At 36.1% G+C, this 18,628-nt stretch carries 12 protein-coding genes, 2 tRNA genes and 3 rRNA genes; 8 read left to right on the top strand and 9 right to left on the bottom strand.

The window, feature by feature from the left end:
- Window positions 1–10: 10 nt before the first annotated feature.
- From C8C88_RS00455 to C8C88_RS00430, 6 genes are all read right to left on the bottom strand, one after another.
- On the bottom strand, window positions 11–1,276 hold the full coding sequence (locus C8C88_RS00455) for a carbohydrate porin (protein WP_121336255.1): 1,266 nt from the start codon (window positions 1,274–1,276) through the stop codon (window positions 11–13).
- 4 nt (window positions 1,277–1,280) lie between these two features.
- On the bottom strand, window positions 1,281–2,366 hold the full coding sequence (locus tag C8C88_RS00450) for an efflux RND transporter periplasmic adaptor subunit (protein WP_121336254.1): 1,086 nt from the start codon (window positions 2,364–2,366) through the stop codon (window positions 1,281–1,283).
- A 59-nt stretch (window positions 2,367–2,425) separates the two neighbouring features.
- The gene (locus C8C88_RS00445) at window positions 2,426–3,673 is read right to left on the bottom strand and encodes a TolC family protein (protein ID WP_121336253.1); all 1,248 of its coding nucleotides are present in this window, start codon (window positions 3,671–3,673) and stop codon (window positions 2,426–2,428) included.
- A gap of 74 nt (window positions 3,674–3,747) precedes the next feature.
- Window positions 3,748–5,109: a HAMP domain-containing sensor histidine kinase gene (locus C8C88_RS00440; protein ID WP_121336252.1), complete on the bottom strand. Its 1,362-nt coding sequence runs from the start codon at window positions 5,107–5,109 to the stop codon at window positions 3,748–3,750.
- Window positions 5,106–5,786, bottom strand: a complete 681-nt coding sequence (locus C8C88_RS00435; RefSeq protein ID WP_121336251.1) for a response regulator transcription factor — start codon at window positions 5,784–5,786, stop codon at window positions 5,106–5,108. The genes C8C88_RS00440 and C8C88_RS00435 overlap by 4 nt, the downstream gene beginning before the upstream one ends.
- A 76-nt stretch (window positions 5,787–5,862) precedes the next feature.
- Window positions 5,863–6,951, bottom strand: a complete 1,089-nt coding sequence (locus C8C88_RS00430; RefSeq protein WP_121336250.1) for a M42 family metallopeptidase — start codon at window positions 6,949–6,951, stop codon at window positions 5,863–5,865.
- Between the two features lie 84 nt (window positions 6,952–7,035).
- On the opposite strand from C8C88_RS00430, the gene C8C88_RS00425 reads away from it, so the two are divergent.
- From C8C88_RS00425 to C8C88_RS00395, 7 genes are all read left to right on the top strand, one after another.
- On the top strand, window positions 7,036–7,713 hold the full coding sequence (locus C8C88_RS00425; RefSeq protein WP_199711369.1) for a DUF4294 domain-containing protein: 678 nt from the start codon (window positions 7,036–7,038) through the stop codon (window positions 7,711–7,713).
- 921 nt (window positions 7,714–8,634) lie between these two features.
- Window positions 8,635–10,148 (top strand): 16S ribosomal RNA (locus C8C88_RS00420).
- A gap of 128 nt (window positions 10,149–10,276) precedes the next feature.
- Window positions 10,277–10,350: transfer RNA gene (locus C8C88_RS00415), tRNA-Ile, on the top strand.
- A gap of 92 nt (window positions 10,351–10,442) precedes the next feature.
- Window positions 10,443–10,516 (top strand) — tRNA-Ala (locus tag C8C88_RS00410).
- A gap of 189 nt (window positions 10,517–10,705) precedes the next feature.
- Window positions 10,706–13,587 (top strand): 23S ribosomal RNA (locus C8C88_RS00405).
- Between the two features lie 167 nt (window positions 13,588–13,754).
- Window positions 13,755–13,864: ribosomal RNA gene (gene rrf, locus C8C88_RS00400) — 5S ribosomal RNA — on the top strand.
- The 16S, 23S and 5S rRNA genes sit together here with 2 tRNA genes alongside, the layout of an rRNA operon.
- Window positions 13,865–14,049: 185 nt before the next feature.
- The gene (locus tag C8C88_RS00395) at window positions 14,050–14,901 is read left to right on the top strand and encodes an NAD(P)H-hydrate dehydratase (RefSeq protein WP_121336249.1); all 852 of its coding nucleotides are present in this window, start codon (window positions 14,050–14,052) and stop codon (window positions 14,899–14,901) included.
- Window positions 14,902–14,972: 71 nt separating this feature from the next.
- Here C8C88_RS00395 and C8C88_RS00390 read toward each other — a convergent pair whose 3' ends face one another.
- Window positions 14,973–15,479 (bottom strand): GNAT family N-acetyltransferase, encoded by a 507-nt coding sequence (locus C8C88_RS00390; protein WP_121336248.1) that lies wholly within the window; start codon window positions 15,477–15,479, stop codon window positions 14,973–14,975.
- A gap of 224 nt (window positions 15,480–15,703) precedes the next feature.
- Between C8C88_RS00390 and C8C88_RS00385 the strand changes: the two genes are divergently transcribed.
- Window positions 15,704–16,243 (top strand): YSC84-related protein, encoded by a 540-nt coding sequence (locus tag C8C88_RS00385; protein WP_121336247.1) that lies wholly within the window; start codon window positions 15,704–15,706, stop codon window positions 16,241–16,243.
- A 73-nt stretch (window positions 16,244–16,316) separates the two neighbouring features.
- Here the strand turns inward: C8C88_RS00385 and thrC are convergent, their stop codons facing one another.
- Both thrC and C8C88_RS00375 read right to left on the bottom strand, forming a co-directional pair.
- On the bottom strand, window positions 16,317–17,606 hold the full coding sequence (gene thrC / locus C8C88_RS00380; protein WP_121336246.1) for a threonine synthase: 1,290 nt from the start codon (window positions 17,604–17,606) through the stop codon (window positions 16,317–16,319).
- 32 nt (window positions 17,607–17,638) lie between these two features.
- A complete protein-coding gene (locus tag C8C88_RS00375; protein WP_121336245.1) occupies window positions 17,639–18,562 on the bottom strand; it encodes a homoserine kinase in 924 nt (307 codons plus the stop codon).
- Between the last annotated feature and the right edge of the window lie 66 nt (window positions 18,563–18,628).

The following is an 18,628-nucleotide window of genomic DNA, read 5'->3' as shown; positions in this document are numbered from 1 at the left end:
TTTTTTGATATTAAAATTGTGCGTGAAAACGCAAAGCAACAAATTGTATTGGTCCTCTATCTTTATTATATCCTGGATTTACTACAAACTGGTAATCTGGCGAAAGAGTAAAAGAGGTATGAGGGATAGCAAAGCTGTAGAAAGCTTCTACAATTTTTTCAGTACCATAATTTAAATTCCCATCACCAATCATAAAACCATTTCCACCAAGTTTTTGGTAGGTTTGATGTGAAGCTGATAAGCCATTAGTAGCTATTGCTAAACCCGCAAAATCATCGGAACGATTCCATATTTTTCCTTTTAAGTTTATTCCTAATGAAGCAGATTGATCAATTTCAGTAAATGCCCAAGTTTCATTTTTGCCGTCATTATAACTCATCCTTCCAAAAAGTCCCCAAGTATCACTATGGCTGTAATCAGCATTAATTCCGATACCATATTTAGTTCTACCGTCTTGTCTAGTTGAAACAATGTTTGGAGTAATTATATAATTTGAATTGGCTAGATTATAATTTCCCATTCCAGCTAAATTCTTGTATCCAAGAAGTTTTATAGTACCCGAATCATTGTTCTTGAAAGTAATTTTCTTTTCAACTTCAAGATTAACAGCATTCGATTTTTTGAAGCTAAATCCAAGATTTGGACCATTTGCATTCGTTGGTAATGCAGATAAACTAGCTCTGACTTGCCAAGTATCAAATTGATAATTTGCATAAATTCCGTCGGTATATCCTCTGGTGTTTGCTGCATAATCCCAAGCTCCATGTGTCATTAAAGACCAGTTTAGAAATTGTGTTCTAGGATCATGTGAATACGTATTTCCATCAAAATAGTCAGCAAGACCAAATTTTCCAGCAACAATTTGCAACGATTGGTTGTTTTTGAATTTGAATTTCTGTTGCAATAGCATTCTAGCCATATAAACAACTGGTTTTGCTTCTCCTATTCTAAATGTTTCACCATTTGGGAAACCGCCTAATCCTTTGGCAGAAGATAATCCTTCGCCTCCAGACATTTCAGGATTGAATGTAAATAATCCTCCTTTCCATAAGGGAACGTCTAAAAATAGTGTAGACGTAAGTGATAATGCTCGTTGTTCTTTTGAAAGCATACTATTCGTTCCAGAATAATCCGCTTTGAACTCAGGATGCCATTGGTATACAGAAGTCATTTGAAATTTAAGACTGTATTTTTGTATTGAATCCGTTGTTTGCGAAATTGTTTTGGTTGAAAAAAACACACTCATAAAAAGAAATAAAAAGGGTAATTTCTTCATCTTATTAATCGTTTAAAGCATCATAAATAAATAACTGATTATTGGTAATAACCTTTTCATTTTCTTTTAAACCACTTGATATATAGGTTGTTTCTCCTACTTGTCTGTACACTTCTACTTGTCTAGTTTCAATGTTGTTTCGGTCTTTAAAGATCATAACAAAGTTTTTGCTTTTATCAAATATTAAAGCAGTACTTGGAACAGCAATCATAGATTCATTTTCATTAAATGAAAGTTTGATACTAGCATTCATATCTGGTTTCAAAAGGAAATCTTTGTTTGACAGACGAACTCTGGCGTTCATAGCTTTTGTATTTGGATCAATAACATTAAATATTTTATCTACTTTTCCTTTGAATACTTTGTCAGGATAACTTAATGTGGTGATATCAGCATCTTCGCCTAATTTTACTTTTTCTATGTCACTTTCGTTGACATTTGCCATGGCCCAAACTTCGCTGATTTCAGCAATATCAAAAATGTTTTCAGAACGGTCATTTCGTAGTAGCATATCTTGATTGATACTTTTTTGAATTATAAAACCACTAATTGGTGCTGTTACTTGATAAATTGAACCCCCTTTTATATTGTATATTTTGTAGGTTTCTTCAATTCGATTCAATTGTGATATTGCTTTGGCAACTTGACCTTTTGCTTCCAAAACATCTCTCTCAGCGTTTAGTTTTCCGTCAAATAATTCTTGAGATACTTTTAAATTGTTTTTGGCTACCAGCAAATCACTTTTGGCATCGACCATTTGCTTTTCAAAATCAGCAATATCAGTACTTTTTATAGTGGCAAGTATTTGTCCTTTCTTTACATAATCACCAAGCTCAACATTTACTTTTACTACATTTCCGCCTACAAGTGGGTAAACATCTATAGATTTGTTATTATCGGCAGTAATTTTTCCGTAAAAACTCAATTCGTTTTTAACTGGTTCAGTAATTGCAGGAGCAGTAGTTGTTGTTTTAAGCATATTGTCACTCAATACAAATGTGGCTTTTGTTTCTTGATTTTCTTCTGCTTTCTTACAACTTGTTAGTGCTAATGCAAATAATCCAATTCCTAATATTATTTTATTTTTCATTTTTGAATGGTTTTATTTTTATGATAATTTCCTTTATTTGAGGAGGTTTTGTGTTGGGATTAAAATAAATCGGTATTAATTGTACTGTTCAATTCTTCGCCTGAAAGCACCACTTTTTTCTTTAATTCATTTAATTGAACTGCAGCTTGATTGTAGCTTTCCATAAAATCTGTAAATTCTAAAAGGCTGATGTTTCTTTTTTGGAAATTTTCAAGTATACCGTTATAAACCATTTCAAAATCAGAATTTGTTGATGGATTTATTTGGTTGTAATTTTTTCTGGATTCATTCCATTTGTTCCAATTTGAAGCTATTTCATTTTCTAATTGCAAATCGAAATTTTGTTTTTCAATTTTAGATTGTTCTAAAATAGTTTTAGAAAATTTTATGTTCCCTTTGTTTTTGTTCCAAAGTGGCAAAGGAATACCAATATTAATATTCTTTTGGTTGTCAAAAGCCCCGCCTCGTTGTGTGTAAGAAGCACCTAATGTCAAATCTGGAATAGAAAGTGATTTTTGAAGTTTCACATTCAATTCATTTGCCTCAATATCTTTTTGTTTGATTAAATAATCAGGACGATTTGCAATGGCTAAATTTTTAAAAGCTTTAGCATCAAAAGGAATGTCTTTTGTGTATTTATTAAATTCAACATCACTAATTACAGGAATGATTGTTGAAGTTTCGTTTAATAATACTTTCAAGTTTGCTTGTTCTTCAATATTGCTATTGACAACTTCCATTCTTTCATTTTTGAAGTTCAGAAACAAAGATTGTAAACGCACTAAATCTTTCACAGGAACATTTCCTTTTTTAGCCTGAATAGAGTAGGAGTTAATCAAATCTTGAATGTGCGAAAGCTGTTTGTCAGTAGTTTCAATGTTTTTTGAATTGAAATAAACCGTAAAGAAGCTTTTTCTTAATTGTAGTTTCAAGGTTCGTAATAAATCATTGAATTCTAGTTCTGCTAATTGTTCGTTAGCTTTGGCTAGTTTTATTTCGTTTCTTTTTTTTCCTCCAAGGTAAATCAGTTGCTCAATACCAATTGATTTTGCACCTTGCGTACCGACATCAAAATATTTATTTCTTTCAGGATTGTAGGCATTCAAATCAGCTGTTAAAGCTGGGTTTTCCCAAATTCGTGCTTGAATTGTGAGCGCTTTTGATGCATCAATATTATAATGTGAAGCAAGAAGAAAAAGATTGTTTTTCAGGAATTGACTTTCACATTCTTGAAGTGTAGCTGTTTTTTGAGCTGTAATAGCCTGATTGATAAATAGGAGCAGTAATAATCCAAATAATTTTTTCATTGTATCATTTTTATTTGATACAAAGATGCTATCACAAGGCTTTAGGACGCCTTAATATTGACCTTAAAAAAGGCTTAAAAATGAAATATTAATTGGAATAGATTCGTGTTTTTATTAGGAACACTATACGTAATTGTTGCTTTATGAAGCGTGAGGATGCGTTGTACAATTCGTAAACCAAGTCCAAAACCAGAAGTTCCGTTTGCATTTTTACCCCTCATGAAAGGTTGAAAAAGATTTTTTTGTTCTTTTTCGTCTAATGTTTTTCCTGTATTTGAAACATTAATAATTAGATTTTTCTCTTTGCAACTAATTGTAACTTTTGCCTGTTTGTTATCAGAATAAACACAGGCATTTTTCAAAATATTACTTAAGGCAATTTCTAATAGTTTTTTATTGCCACGAATTTCTAATGCCGCATCTAAATTTTCATTTTCTTCAATGTCAAAAAGGATTACAAAATCAGGGAAGGTTTTGTTTAGTTTTTCTATTGCTGTAAAAAGTATTTCATCTAAACGATTAGGTTCTTTATTCTCATATCTTTTAGTATCTAATTTTGATAGAATCAATAAGGAATGAATGAGTTCTGTAAGATGATTTACATCGGTAAGAATGGTGTTTAAGAAACTTTTTGAGCCAGAATCAATAGTGTCGCTGTCAATTTTGTTTTCTATTTGAGAAATAATTCGGGACAATGGTGTTCTAAGCTCATGAGAGGCATTTGCGGTAAATTCTTTTTGTTTCTCATATGAAACTTCAATACGATCCATCATGAAATTGAATTCATTTGCAATCAAGTCGATTTCATTTTTATTGCTTTTTACTTCTACTCGAGTGTCTAGATTATTCTCGTTGATGTTTTTTATTTTTTGATGGAAAGAACTCAAAGGTTGCATTATTTTTTTGACAGTGAATGAGGTTAAAATCCAACATAGTGCTGTAAAAAGAACATACGAAATGATAAGAATGTATTCTAGATAAACTAATTTTCTTTTCCCATAACTATCATTGGCGGTGATTAATACATAATAATCTTTGGCTCTCGTGTCAAAGAATACTCCGTAGAACTCTCGGTCGCCTTGTTTTTTGAAGAATGTTTTATGATTTTTCAAAAAGCGCAAATCAGTAACGGACCACTTTATTTTAGCATCATCAATACTGCTATAAATTAAGTTGAAGTCGGCATCAAATATTAATGTTTTTTCATCGTATAGTTCGTTGATAGAATTTTTATCTATCAATTTCATTATTTTATAATCGATATCTTTTACGTTTGCTAATAATTTTATTGTCGAAAGTGCTTTGATTTCTAATCGGTCATTGAATTCTTGCTTTCTAAAATTAGAATATAAGATAAAGATAAATGCAGATGCCAAGCCAAATAAGACTGTAAAGAGTAAACTTACTAAAAGTGATATTCTATTTTTTAATGTCATTCGAACTCGTTTAGATAATAACCATATCCAATTTTAGTGTGAATTAGTTTTACAGGATGATCTTTGTCTATTTTTTTTCGCAGAAAGTTAATATAAACTTCTATTGTGTTTTGGTTGGTTTCTATGTGGTAATCCCATAGTTTGTCCGCAATAAATTGTTTTGAAAGTATATTTCCATTAGCATTGGCTAATGTTAGTAATAGTTTGAACTCTTTTGGTGTTAATTTTATTTCTTCACCAGCGCGAAAAACCTTCATTTCGGTTTCAAAAATTTCTAAATCTTGAATAACGATTTTTTGTTGTACTTGCTGTGGTGTTTCTTTTCTTCGCAAAAGCGAATTTACTCTAGCAAATAACTCTTGAAAGTGAAATGGTTTTACTAAATAGTCATCTGCCCCATATTCGAACGAAGTTAGTTTGTCTTCAATTTCGCTAAATGCAGTTAACATTATAATAGGAGTCTTTTTGTCTAATTCTCTTATAGCTTTGCAAACTTCAATTCCATTTTTTCCAGGCACATTAATATCAAGAATGATTAGGTCATAATCGTTAGGTTTGTATTTCTTGACTAGAAGTGAACCATCGTAAAAAGGATAGCATTGAAAAGATTTAGAATCGAAAAAGCTTACAATTTCTTTCGATAAAGTAAAATCGTCTTCAAGTAATAAAATTTTCATAGCAGTGTTTGTTTATTAATTCGGTTATTCGTTCAATCGATTCATCAAATAACCGAATTAACGTTTAAACATTTTTTTATTTGAAATAAGAAAAAGTTTCTTCGTTTTCAATCTTCAAGAGTGTTTCATATATAAGTTTGATAACATTCTCTACATCTTCTCGGTGAACCATTTCTACAGTCGTGTGCATATATCGTAATGGAAGAGAAATCAAAGCAGATGCAACTCCACCATTACTATAAGCAAAAGCATCAGTATCAGTTCCTGTAACTCTTGAAGAAGCTAATCGTTGAAATGGAATTTCTTTTTCCATTGCGGTATTCAAGATTAATTCTCTCAAATTATTTTGAACCGCTGGAGCGTAAGTAATAACAGGACCTTTTCCAATTTTTGTTTCTCCTTCAATTTTTTTGTCAATCATTGGAGTGGTTGAATCGTGGCATACATCGGTAATGATTGCAACATTTGGTTTTATGGTTTGAGTTATCATTTCTGCTCCACGAAGACCTACTTCTTCTTGAACAGAATTGGTAATGTATAATCCAAAAGGTAATTTTTTCTTGTTTTCATGAAGCAAACGAGCTACTTCGGCAATCATAAATCCTCCCATTCGGTTATCTATAGCACGACAAACGAATTTATTTTCGTTCATAATCATGAATTCATCCGGGTAAGTAATAACACAACCTACATGAACGCCCATTTTTTCAACCTGTTCTTTAGTCTCACAACCTAAATCAATAAACAAATTACTGATTTTAGGATTTTCTTCCTTGTCCCTGTTTCTAGTATGAATAGCAGGCCATCCAAAGATTCCTTTTACAATTCCTTTTTTAGTATGAATGTTTACACGTTTTGAAGGTGCAATTTGGTGATCAGAACCACCATTTCTTATTACGTAAATTAATCCGTCATCAGTAATGTAATTTACATACCACGCAATTTCATCCGCATGACCTTCAATAACTACTTTATATGGAGCATCAGGATTGATAACTCCAACAGCCGTTCCGTAAGTATCCGTGATAAAAGTATCTACATATGGTTTAACGTAATCCATCCATAGTTTTTGTCCTTCAGCTTCAAATCCAGTTGGAGAAGCATTATTAAGGTAATTTTCTAAAAAGGTAAGAGAAGTTTCTTTTAGTATAGATTGTGTGCTCATATTAATTATTTTTTTGCTAAATTATAAATTTGGCATCACAGTTGCGTATATAATGTATAATTTTGGCAATTAAATTTTTTTAACATGAAGCGCATTAAATTACTTTTGGTTTTAGTTTTTATTTCTTTATCTGCAAAAGCGCAGATAGTTCAAAAGGACACAACCAAAATGGGATATGTTTTAACGGAAAATGATACCATACTTAATGACACCATATTATTACCCGAAATTATAATTTCTAGAGAAAAGTTAGATCTCGAAGCCAAAAAGCAATTTCTAATTCTTCAAAACCGAGTTTATAAAACCTATCCATATGCTAAATTAGCTTCCGAAAGATTGACATTTCTAAATAGGGGAATGGCAAAACTTAAAACAAGTAGAGAAAAAAGTCGCTATTTCAAAATTGTAGAGGATTATTTAAGCAATGAATTCGAAGCTAAACTCAAAAAACTTTCTCGTAAACAAGGACAAATACTTGTAAAACTTATTCATCGTCAAACCGGCACTACAACATATGAACTAATAAGTACGCTCAAAAGCGGGTGGAAGGCATTTTGGTCAAATGTAACAGCTAGGATGTTTGATATTAATCTTAAAACAAAATACAATCCTTTTGAAGTTAATGAAGACTATTTGATAGAGACTATATTAGTAAGAGCCTTTGAATCGGGTAGACTGCAAAATCAACCACCGGTAGTACCTATTGATTATAATAATCTAAATGAATCCTGGCAATCTAAGAAAGAAGCGCAAAATAAATAGATTAATTATTATTGCGTTCCTATATATAAGGTAAAGGCTAATCTTTAAAAAAGGATTAGCCTTTACCTTATATATAGGTCGGGCTATTTGCTACAAGTCCTCGTCAAGTTTCGTTTCTCTTCACTTTCCTGTGGGCTTTTCGCTGCTATCCCTAACGCGAATCGGTATTTATCTACAAATTTTGCTGCCAACGTTAGTTTTTTCGGGCTTTGGTATGAATTAAAAGCTTAAAACAGGTTTGGATTATCTCGTTTTGCAATGCGGTAAAGAGTTGTGTTTTCAATCCGAACAGGATTATAATTGGCTATAAGTAAGAAAGTCTTTACTGAAGCCGAAAAAAGATTACATTGCAAAAAACGAGTAATCAGGGAGTTAAGGATAAAGGATTAAAAAGGGCAAAAAAAAGGTTTTAAAAAGCTTGTAGAAGTGAATAAGTATTGTACTTTTGCACCCGCAAACAAGTTCACTGAACACTTATAACAATAAGAATATGGTGAAGTAATGACGCAGACGTTCTTCGATAAAATGACAAGATTGATTAAGAATTTAAATTTCGAAAGAAATAAAAAAAAGATTAAAAAAAGCTTGTGGAATTAGAAAAGAGGTTGTAGTTTTGCACCCCGCTAAAGTAGCGAAGTTCATTGAAATGCTGATAAGAAAAAGAGGAGAAACGAAAAATAAAATTTTTCTAAAAAAACTTCAAAAATTTCTTGCCAGTTAAAAAAGAATTTCTACTTTTGCACCCGCTTTGAGATACAAGCGAAACAATAAGAAGACACGTTCCTAGACATATTGAATTGACAGCCGTTTTGAAAGAGATTTCAAGACAAATAATAAGAGTAATAGAATCGTAAGATTAGAATTAACCACTAGAGATTTGAGTCGCATAATACTTAGCTTAATTTATTAAGCAAACAATATACGATGAAGAGTTTGATCCTGGCTCAGGATGAACGCTAGCGGCAGGCTTAACACATGCAAGTCGAGGGGTATAGTTCTTCGGAACTAGAGACCGGCGCACGGGTGCGTAACGCGTATGCAATCTACCTTTCACAAAGGGATAGCCCAGAGAAATTTGGATTAATACCTTATAGTATATATGAATGGCATCATTTATATATTAAAGATTTATCGGTGAAAGATGAGCATGCGTCCCATTAGCTTGTTGGTAAGGTAACGGCTTACCAAGGCTACGATGGGTAGGGGTCCTGAGAGGGAGATCCCCCACACTGGTACTGAGACACGGACCAGACTCCTACGGGAGGCAGCAGTGAGGAATATTGGACAATGGGCGCAAGCCTGATCCAGCCATGCCGCGTGCAGGATGACGGTCCTATGGATTGTAAACTGCTTTTGTACAGGAAGAAACAGTTCTACGTGTAGAACCTTGACGGTACTGTAAGAATAAGGATCGGCTAACTCCGTGCCAGCAGCCGCGGTAATACGGAGGATCCAAGCGTTATCCGGAATCATTGGGTTTAAAGGGTCCGTAGGCGGTTAGATAAGTCAGTGGTGAAAGCCCATCGCTCAACGGTGGAACGGCCATTGATACTGTCTGACTTGAATTATTAGGAAGTAACTAGAATATGTAGTGTAGCGGTGAAATGCTTAGAGATTACATGGAATACCAATTGCGAAGGCAGGTTACTACTAATGGATTGACGCTGATGGACGAAAGCGTGGGTAGCGAACAGGATTAGATACCCTGGTAGTCCACGCCGTAAACGATGGATACTAGCTGTTGGGCGCAAGTTCAGTGGCTAAGCGAAAGTGATAAGTATCCCACCTGGGGAGTACGTTCGCAAGAATGAAACTCAAAGGAATTGACGGGGGCCCGCACAAGCGGTGGAGCATGTGGTTTAATTCGATGATACGCGAGGAACCTTACCAAGGCTTAAATGTAGTTTGACCGTTTTGGAAACAGAACTTTCGCAAGACAAATTACAAGGTGCTGCATGGTTGTCGTCAGCTCGTGCCGTGAGGTGTCAGGTTAAGTCCTATAACGAGCGCAACCCCTGTTGTTAGTTGCCAGCGAGTCATGTCGGGAACTCTAACGAGACTGCCAGTGCAAACTGTGAGGAAGGTGGGGATGACGTCAAATCATCACGGCCCTTACGCCTTGGGCTACACACGTGCTACAATGGCCGGTACAGAGAGCAGCCACTGGGCGACCAGGAGCGAATCTACAAAACCGGTCACAGTTCGGATCGGAGTCTGCAACTCGACTCCGTGAAGCTGGAATCGCTAGTAATCGGATATCAGCCATGATCCGGTGAATACGTTCCCGGGCCTTGTACACACCGCCCGTCAAGCCATGGAAGCTGGGGGTGCCTGAAGTCGGTGACCGCAAGGAGCTGCCTAGGGTAAAACTGGTAACTAGGGCTAAGTCGTAACAAGGTAGCCGTACCGGAAGGTGCGGCTGGAACACCTCCTTTCTAGAGCTTGAATGTTAGTTACTCAAGTAACACTTTCAAGAAAGAAGACAAAAAATTGAAGTGCATTTAATAGTGCGTTATATTACTCTTGCTGTTAGTTCAAATAATACAAATTTTAAGTAAAACAGAGTCTCGTAGCTCAGCTGGTTAGAGTACTACACTGATAATGTAGGGGTCGGCAGTTCGAGTCTGCCCGGGACTACTATTTAACTTAAGATAAACGGAAATTTTAGAAGTATGAGTATGAATTACCATTAATTCAAAATTCAACATTCATAATTTAAAATTAGAAATGGGGGATTAGCTCAGCTGGCTAGAGCGCCTGCCTTGCACGCAGGAGGTCATCGGTTCGACTCCGATATTCTCCACGATTTTAGTCATAAAGCCTAAAGTCATAAAGTTCAAAGTGTTTCACTTGACGACTTTCGACTATTGACATTCGACTAAAAAAAGTTCATTGACATATTGAGATAAGAAAATATTAAAAAGTAGAAAGCAGATTTACTATTTAATAGTAAATCGAAACAAAACGGTCGTAATTGATTTTACGATTGGTACAATAAGCAAAATAAGGGCGTATGGGGGATGCCTTGGCTCTCAGAGGCGATGAAAGGCGTGATAAGCTGCGAAAAGTTACGGGGATTGGCACACACGATACGATCCGTAAATACCTGAATGGGGCAACCCACTATGTTGAAGACATAGTACACCGATAGGTGGGCAAACCCGCTGAACTGAAACATCTAAGTAGGCGGAGGAGAAGAAAACAAAAGTGATTCCGTAAGTAGTGGCGAGCGAACGCGGATTAGCCCAAACCAATGTTGTTACGGCAATGTTGGGGTTGTAGGACCACGACATTTCTTGCACAAAGAATTAGAATCTACTGGAAAGTAGAGCCAAAGAGAGTGATAGCCTCGTATAAGTAATAAGTGTAAAGGATAGTGGTATCCTGAGTAGGGCGGGGCACGTGAAACCCTGTCTGAATTTGGCGGGACCATCCGCTAAGGCTAAATACTCCTGAGAGACCGATAGTGAACCAGTACCGTGAGGGAAAGGTGAAAAGAACCGTGAATAACGGAGTGAAATAGATCCTGAAACCATACGCTTACAAGCGGTCGGAGCCCTTTCGTGGGGTGACGGCGTGCCTTTTGCATAATGAGCCTACGAGTTAACGTTGCTGGCAAGGATAAGTGGTTAAGCCACGGATCCGTAGCGAAAGCGAGTCTGAATAGGGCGCTTTAGTCAGTAGTGTTAGACGCGAAACCGTGTGATCTACCCATGGGCAGGATGAAGCTGTGGTAACACACAGTGGAGGTCCGAACCGGTTGACGTTGAAAAGTCTTCGGATGACCTGTGGGTAGGGGTGAAAGGCCAATCAAACTCGGAAATAGCTCGTACTCCCCGAAATGCATTTAGGTGCAGCGTTATGCGTAAAGTTATATAGAGGTAGAGCTACTGATTGGATGCGGGGGCTTCACCGCCTACCAATTCCTGACAAACTCCGAATGCTATATAATGTTTCATAACAGTGAGGGCTTGGGTGCTAAGGTCCAAGTCCGAGAGGGAAAGAACCCAGACCATCAGCTAAGGTCCCCAAATATATACTAAGTTGAAAGAACGAGGTTTGTCTGCCCAGACAGCTAGGATGTTGGCTTGGAAGCAGCCATTCATTTAAAGAGTGCGTAACAGCTCACTAGTCGAGCGGACGAGCATGGATAATAATCGGGCATAAGTATATTACCGAAGCTATGGATTTGTAATTTATTACAAGTGGTAGGGGAGCATTCTAACAGGGTAGAAGGTGTATCGTAAGGTATGCTGGACTGGTTAGAAAAGAAAATGTAGGCATAAGTAACGATAATGCGGGCGAGAAACCCGCACACCGAAAGACTAAGGTTTCCACAGCTATGCTAATCAGCTGTGGGTTAGTCGGGACCTAAGGCGAACCCGAAAGGGACAGTCGATGGACAACGGGTTAATATTCCCGTACTACTGTTAACTGTGATGGGGTGACGGAGTGATGAAAGTACCGCGAACTGACGGAATAGTTCGTTAAAGCACCTAGCTATAGGCTCTATAGGCAAATCCGTAGAGCTTGGTGAAATGCGATAGTACTCGGCGTCTTCGGACAAAGAGATAGTGTACCTAAGGGCTTCCAAGAAAAACCTCTAAACTTCAGGTTAATAGTACCCGTACCGCAAACCGACACAGGTAGTCGAGGAGAGAATCCTAAGGTGCTCGAGAGATTCATGGCTAAGGAATTAGGCAAAATAGACCTGTAACTTCGGGAGAAAGGTCGCCAGCGCAAGCTGGCCGCAGTGAAGAGGTCCAGGCGACTGTTTATCAAAAACACAGGGCTCTGCAAAATCGTAAGATGAAGTATAGGGCCTGACACCTGCCCGGTGCTGGAAGGTTAAGAGGAGATGTTATCTTCGGAGAAGCATTGAATTGAAGCCCCAGTAAACGGCGGCCGTAACTATAACGGTCCTAAGGTAGCGAAATTCCTTGTCGGGTAAGTTCCGACCTGCACGAATGGTGTAACGATCTGGACACTGTCTCAGCCATGAGCTCGGTGAAATTGTAGTAGCGGTGAAGATGCCGCTTACCCGCAGTGGGACGAAAAGACCCTGTGCACCTTTACTATAGCTTAGTATTGACCTTGGATAAATGATGTGTAGGATAGGTTGGAGACTGTGAAGTGGCGTCGCTAGGCGTTGTGGAGTCATTGTTGAAATACAACCCTTTGTTTATCTGAGGCCTAACCCCGTAATTCGGGGGACATTGCTTGGTGGGTAGTTTGACTGGGGTGGTCGCCTCCAAAAGAGTAACGGAGGCTTCTAAAGGTTCCCTCAGTACGCTTGGTAACCGTGCGTAGAGTGCAATGGCATAAGGGAGCTTGACTGAGAGACATACAGGTCGATCAGGTACGAAAGTAGAGCATAGTGATCCGGTGGTTCCGCATGGAAGGGCCATCGCTCAAAGGATAAAAGGTACGCCGGGGATAACAGGCTGATCTCCCCCAAGAGCTCATATCGACGGGGGGGTTTGGCACCTCGATGTCGGCTCGTCACATCCTGGGGCTGGAGAAGGTCCCAAGGGTTGGGCTGTTCGCCCATTAAAGTGGCACGCGAGCTGGGTTCAGAACGTCGTGAGACAGTTCGGTCTCTATCTACTGTGGGCGCAAGAAATTTGAGTGGATCTGATTCTAGTACGAGAGGACCGAATTGGACAAACCTCTAGTGTATCTGTTGTCCCGCCAGGGGCACCGCAGAGTAGCTACGTTTGGAAGGGATAAGCGCTGAAAGCATATAAGCGCGAAACCCACCACAAGATGAGATTTCTTTTAAGGATCGTGGGAGATGACCACGTTGATAGGCTATAGATGTAAAGGCAGTAATGTCATAGTCGAGTAGTACTAATAATCCGTAAGCTTATGTACGCTTTTCCCCGGGGTAACCCGGGGGAGAAACTTTCTAACTAATTTTTTTCTTTATCTCAGTATGTTAACTTATAAGCCATTAGACATTAGGCAAAAGCCAAAAGTGTAATGGTACCCAAGCAAGAAGCTAAGAGTCTTATGACTAATGGCTATTGCCTTAAAAATCTTAAGGTGGTTATTGCGGCGGGGCTCACCTCTTCCCATCCCGAACAGAGTAGTTAAGCCCGCCTGCGCAGATGGTACTGCAATTTTGTGGGAGAGTATGTCGTCGCCTTTCTTTATCGAACCCCAACCTGAAAAGGTTGGGGTTCTTTTTTTTATCAGTACGACCTGTTCGCAAGCTCGGTTCGTCGACTTTCTTTAAAACCCCCTTCATCAAGCCATGAAGGGGGTTTGTTTTTATAGATTTTTGGTATTATTTATTGAATGCTTTTTGTAATTTTAAGCAAATAAATATGTTAGATGAATCAACTTCCTTTATATATTGACCATAAAGAAATCCTGAAAAGATATAGAACCATTGATAGCCATACTCATAAAGGGATTCAAGGGCATGTTTTAATTATAGGAGGTAGTTATGGGAAAATTGGTGCTGTTTGTCTTTCTTCTAAAGCAGCTCTTAAATCAGGTTGTGGATTGGTTACAGCTTATATTCCCAAATGTGGATATAATATTCTTCAAACTGCAATTCCTGAAGTAATGGTTTTAACGGATAATCAAGAAAGATATATTTCAGAAATATCTTTTGATATTATACCACAAGCAATTGGTATTGGGCCTGGTTTAGGTCAGGAAGTAGTTACTCAAAAAGCTTTTTATAAATTTTTAGAACAGAACAGTTTTCCTTTGGTAGTTGATGCTGATGCATTGAATATTTTGTCTAAAAACAAAGAATGGATTTTTTTACTACCAGCTAAAACTATTATTACTCCACATCCAAAAGAATTTGAGCGATTAATAGGTAAATGGACTTCTGAAGAAGAGAAGATTAATTTAGCTAAATTATTTTCAATTAAATATAATCTCATTATTGTGATGAAAGATGCTCCAACAAGAATAATTGATAATGATAAAATTTATCAGAATACAACTGGAAATGCAGCTTTGGCAACAGCAGGAAGTGGAGATGTTTTAACTGGAATTATTACTAGTTTATTAGCTCAATCTTATGAACCAATTGATGCAGCAATTATTGGTGTCTATTTGCATGGATTGACGGCAGATATTGCTTTACCTGAAACAGGTTATCAATCTTTTATCGCTTCTGATATTATTTTAAATATTGGTAAAGCATTTTTAAGTTTGGAAAAATAAAAAAATGAGTATGTAAATAGAATTCTAACTACATTCTTGAAAGTTTATTTTGAATGTTACGAACTGTTTTATTAAATTATTTTTTCTAAAACAATAAATTCTAAAGGTTGTTCTGAGATTGAAATATGAACATCACTAACTGGAAACGGTTCTCTTGCTCCGGTATCCATATATCCGTTACGGTTATACCAGTTAATTAATTCTTCACGAACAGATATTACGGTCATTACTATTTTTGGTAATCCTAATTTTGAAGCATGAATTTCAGCTTGTTGTAATAATTTTTTTCCAATACCACTATTTTGTTTATTAGGAGTAACTGTTAGCATGCCTAAATACAATTTAAACTCTTTTTCAATTAACAATACGCATCCTACTATTTGATTGCTTTCAGTAAATTTTAGAATTGTATTTTTAGCATTCTCAATAGTTTCATTTAGTTCCTCTTCAGTTGTTCGAAGTCCTTCTAATAGGTTTGCTTCTGTAGTCCATCCTTTTTTAGATGATTCTCCTCTATAAGCAGAATTGATTAATGTATTTAATACAGAAATATCTTCTGCTGTTGCTTTTGTAATCATATAAATTGTATGCCTTCGTTATAAATTTGTTTTCAAAGGTAGGTAAAAGGACAACAAAAATATATTTCTTATGTTTTGTTAATTTATTATAATTTGTAGAGGGGGTATTGCTATTCACTAAATTGTAATTATAATAAATTGATATTCAATATTTTATATAAAATTTAAATTTTTTTAATTACCTTTAAGTAAATAAAATTTGCAACTATTTAATATATATAATTATGAAAAATTTTAATGTTATTTGGGTAATTTTGATGGCTTGTGTTTTAAATATAACACCAATATTTGGACAATCAAGTGCTAAAAAGAATAAAATTATTGCTGACAGTAAAACAGCAAAGGCTGAGTTTATTAAAAGTGACGCTCTTATGAAAGGGCTTTTTGAAAAAGCGCCTGGTTATGTTATCTTTCCTAATGTGGGTAAAGGAGGACTTGGTGTTGGCGGAGCTGCAGGTAATGGGGTTGTATATGAGTATAATAAAATGGTAGGTATGGCCAAGTTATCACAATTGAGTATCGGATTTCAGGCTGGTGGACAAGCCTATAGAGAAGTGATATTTTTCGAATCCAAAAAGGAATTAGATCGTTTTAAAGAGAGTCGCTTTGAATTTTCTGCTCAAGCTTCTGCAGTAGCTGTGACAGCTGGAGCCTCAGCTAATGTTAAGTACACTGATGGTGTTATGGTATTCACGATGCAAAAAGGAGGTCTTATGTATGAGGCATCCATTGGCGGACAGAAATTTAAATTTAATAAATTGTAATATTTTGTTCTATAAAAAAAACCGACTGAATTATTTATCAGTCGGTTTTTATTTTGTTTTTTGAGATTATAAATTATGCTAAGAAAGCTTTTAATTCATCGTAAGTTTTAATTTTTATACTTATTTTTTCTTTGTTTAGAACGCTTTCAATTTGTGTAGGAATTGGTAGTTTTACGTTTAATGTTGGTTCTACCGTGTCTAAAAATTTTATTGGATGAGCGGTTTCTAAGAAAATACCAATGGCATTCGGATGGTTTTTTAATTCTTGTTTCAATCCTAAATAACCAACTGCTCCATGTGGTTCAGCAATATAACCATCAGTATTGTAAATAGTCTTCATAGCAGCAATAGTTTCTTCGTCATTGAAAGTAAATGATGAAAAATCTTTTTTGAACTGCTCCAAATTGTTTTGATACATTTCTTGAATACGGATAAAATTACTAGGATTACCCACATCCATTGCATTTGAAATAGTAGCAATAGAAGGTTTAGGGTCGTAAATTCCGTTGATTAAAAATCTTGGTACCGTATCATTAACATTCGTTGAAGCTACAAAATGTTCAATTGGTAATCCCATTTTTTTAGCAATAATACCAGCACAGATATTTCCGAAATTTCCACTTGGACAAGAGAAAACTAAGGGTTTATTTTGTTGCTTTAGTGCTTTGTAAGCAAAGAAGAAATAAAACATCTGAGGTAACCAGCGCGCAATATTAATTGAATTCGCCGAGGTTAGATTTTTATGCTTTAAGCTGTCGTCTAAGAATGCTTTTTTAACCATATCTTGGCAATCATCAAAAACACCATCTACTTCAAGAGCAGTTATATTCTGACCTAAAGTTGTTAATTGTCTTTCCTGAATGTCACTTACTTTTCCAGAAGGATATAGAATCACAACTTCAACACCATTTACACCAAGAAATCCACTAGCTACAGCACCACCAGTATCGCCAGAAGTAGCTACTAGAACAGTGTTTTTGTTGTCTTTTTTATCTTTATTAAAATAACCTAAACAGCGAGACATAAAACGAGCGCCTACATCTTTGAAAGCCATAGTTGGACCGTGGAATAACTCAAGAGAATATATCCTTTTTTCAACTTCAACCACAGGAAAATCGAAACACAAAGTTTCGGCAATAATTTGTTTTAAAGTTTCTGCTGGAATTTCATCACCTACAAATTGTTTGATAGCTTCAAAAGCGATTTCTTCATTGCTTAAATTTTCTATTGTATCAAAAAAAGAAGGTGCTAACGGACTAATCGTTTCTGGGAAATACAATCCTTTATCAGTTGCTAGTCCTTGAATTACGGCTTCTTGAAAAGAAACTTTTGGGGCATTATGGTTTAAACTGTAATATTTCATTTTTATGAGCATTGGCCAAAAGGCACAAGTTTTTATTTTATTATTTTCATTCCTTCGTCATTCACTTTTGAAACGTGAATTTCATACGGCAAGTTCATCTTTTCATAAACAGCACTCATCGCCTCTGCGATTTTTTTAGCGGTAGCTTCTCCTTTGCTTAAAGCAAAAATTGAGGGGCCAGAACCAGATATTCCTGAACCTAAAGCACCATTTTCGTAAGCTGTTTTTTTGATTAAGTCAAATCCTGGAATTAAAACACTTCGTAAAGGTTCTACAATTTCGTCATGAAGCGATCTTCCTATCAAATCATAATCTTGAGTATAGAGTCCAGCTACTAATCCACCCACATTTCCCCATTGCGTAATAGCGCTTTTTAAAGAAACCGTTTGTTTTAGTACGGAACGCGCATCCGAGGTTTTTAGTTCTATCTGAGGATGTACAACGGTTGCGTATAATTCCGAAGGGCTTTGTATTTTAATTATATCTAAAGGATTTGAGCTCCTTACTAAAGTAAATCCACCCAAAAGGGCAGGAGCTACATTATCCGCATGTGCATTTCCGCTAGCTAATTTTTCACCTTGCATTGCAAATAAAACCAATTCTTTTCGGGTAAATGGTCGTCCTAATAATTCATTGATACCAAAAACAGCACCAGCTGAACTTGCAGCACTACTACCAATTCCACTTCCGGCTTTAATGTGTTTGTAAATTTCGATTTCAAATCCAAATTCTGTGTCAATAGCTTCAAGCATAGCTAAAGCAGCAACGCCAGATACATTTTTTTCAGTTTCCAATGGCAAATTAGCACCAACAATTTTAGTGATACGAACTCCTTTTACATCTGATTTTCGAATAATCATTTCGTCACCAGCAGTTTCTAAACAAAGTCCTAGAACATCAAATCCACAGGATAGATTAGCAATTGTAGCAGGGCAAAATATTTTTATTTCATTCATTTATAATAGTCTTAAAGTCGAAAGTCTTAAAGTCGAAAGTTTGTAATGCCTAAAGATATAGACTTT

Origin of the sequence: Flavobacterium sp. 123, from assembly GCF_003634825.1 — a bacterium.
GTDB lineage: Bacteria > Bacteroidota > Bacteroidia > Flavobacteriales > Flavobacteriaceae > Flavobacterium.
This window is presented reverse-complemented; position numbering and strand designations above follow the sequence as displayed.

What these genes read in the sequence shown, in the direction of transcription:
- C8C88_RS00430 (WP_121336250.1), bottom strand. Translation starts at nt 6,951, where the DNA reads ATGAGCACACAATCTATACTAAAAGAAACTTCTCTTACCTTTTTAGAA.
- C8C88_RS00375 (WP_121336245.1), bottom strand. Translation starts at nt 18,562, where the DNA reads ATGAATGAAATAAAAATATTTTGCCCTGCTACAATTGCTAATCTATCC.
- C8C88_RS00440 (WP_121336252.1), bottom strand. Translation starts at nt 5,109, where the DNA reads ATGACATTAAAAAATAGAATATCACTTTTAGTAAGTTTACTCTTTACA.
- C8C88_RS00450 (WP_121336254.1), bottom strand. Translation starts at nt 2,366, where the DNA reads ATGAAAAATAAAATAATATTAGGAATTGGATTATTTGCATTAGCACTA.
- C8C88_RS00435 (WP_121336251.1), bottom strand. Translation starts at nt 5,786, where the DNA reads ATGAAAATTTTATTACTTGAAGACGATTTTACTTTATCGAAAGAAATT.
- C8C88_RS00395 (WP_121336249.1), top strand. Translation starts at nt 14,050, where the DNA reads ATGAATCAACTTCCTTTATATATTGACCATAAAGAAATCCTGAAAAGA.
- C8C88_RS00390 (WP_121336248.1), bottom strand. Translation starts at nt 15,479, where the DNA reads ATGATTACAAAAGCAACAGCAGAAGATATTTCTGTATTAAATACATTA.
- C8C88_RS00445 (WP_121336253.1), bottom strand. Translation starts at nt 3,673, where the DNA reads ATGAAAAAATTATTTGGATTATTACTGCTCCTATTTATCAATCAGGCT.
- C8C88_RS00455 (WP_121336255.1), bottom strand. Translation starts at nt 1,276, where the DNA reads ATGAAGAAATTACCCTTTTTATTTCTTTTTATGAGTGTGTTTTTTTCA.
- C8C88_RS00385 (WP_121336247.1), top strand. Translation starts at nt 15,704, where the DNA reads ATGAAAAATTTTAATGTTATTTGGGTAATTTTGATGGCTTGTGTTTTA.
- C8C88_RS00425 (WP_199711369.1), top strand. Translation starts at nt 7,036, where the DNA reads ATGAAGCGCATTAAATTACTTTTGGTTTTAGTTTTTATTTCTTTATCT.
- thrC (WP_121336246.1), bottom strand. Translation starts at nt 17,606, where the DNA reads ATGAAATATTACAGTTTAAACCATAATGCCCCAAAAGTTTCTTTTCAA.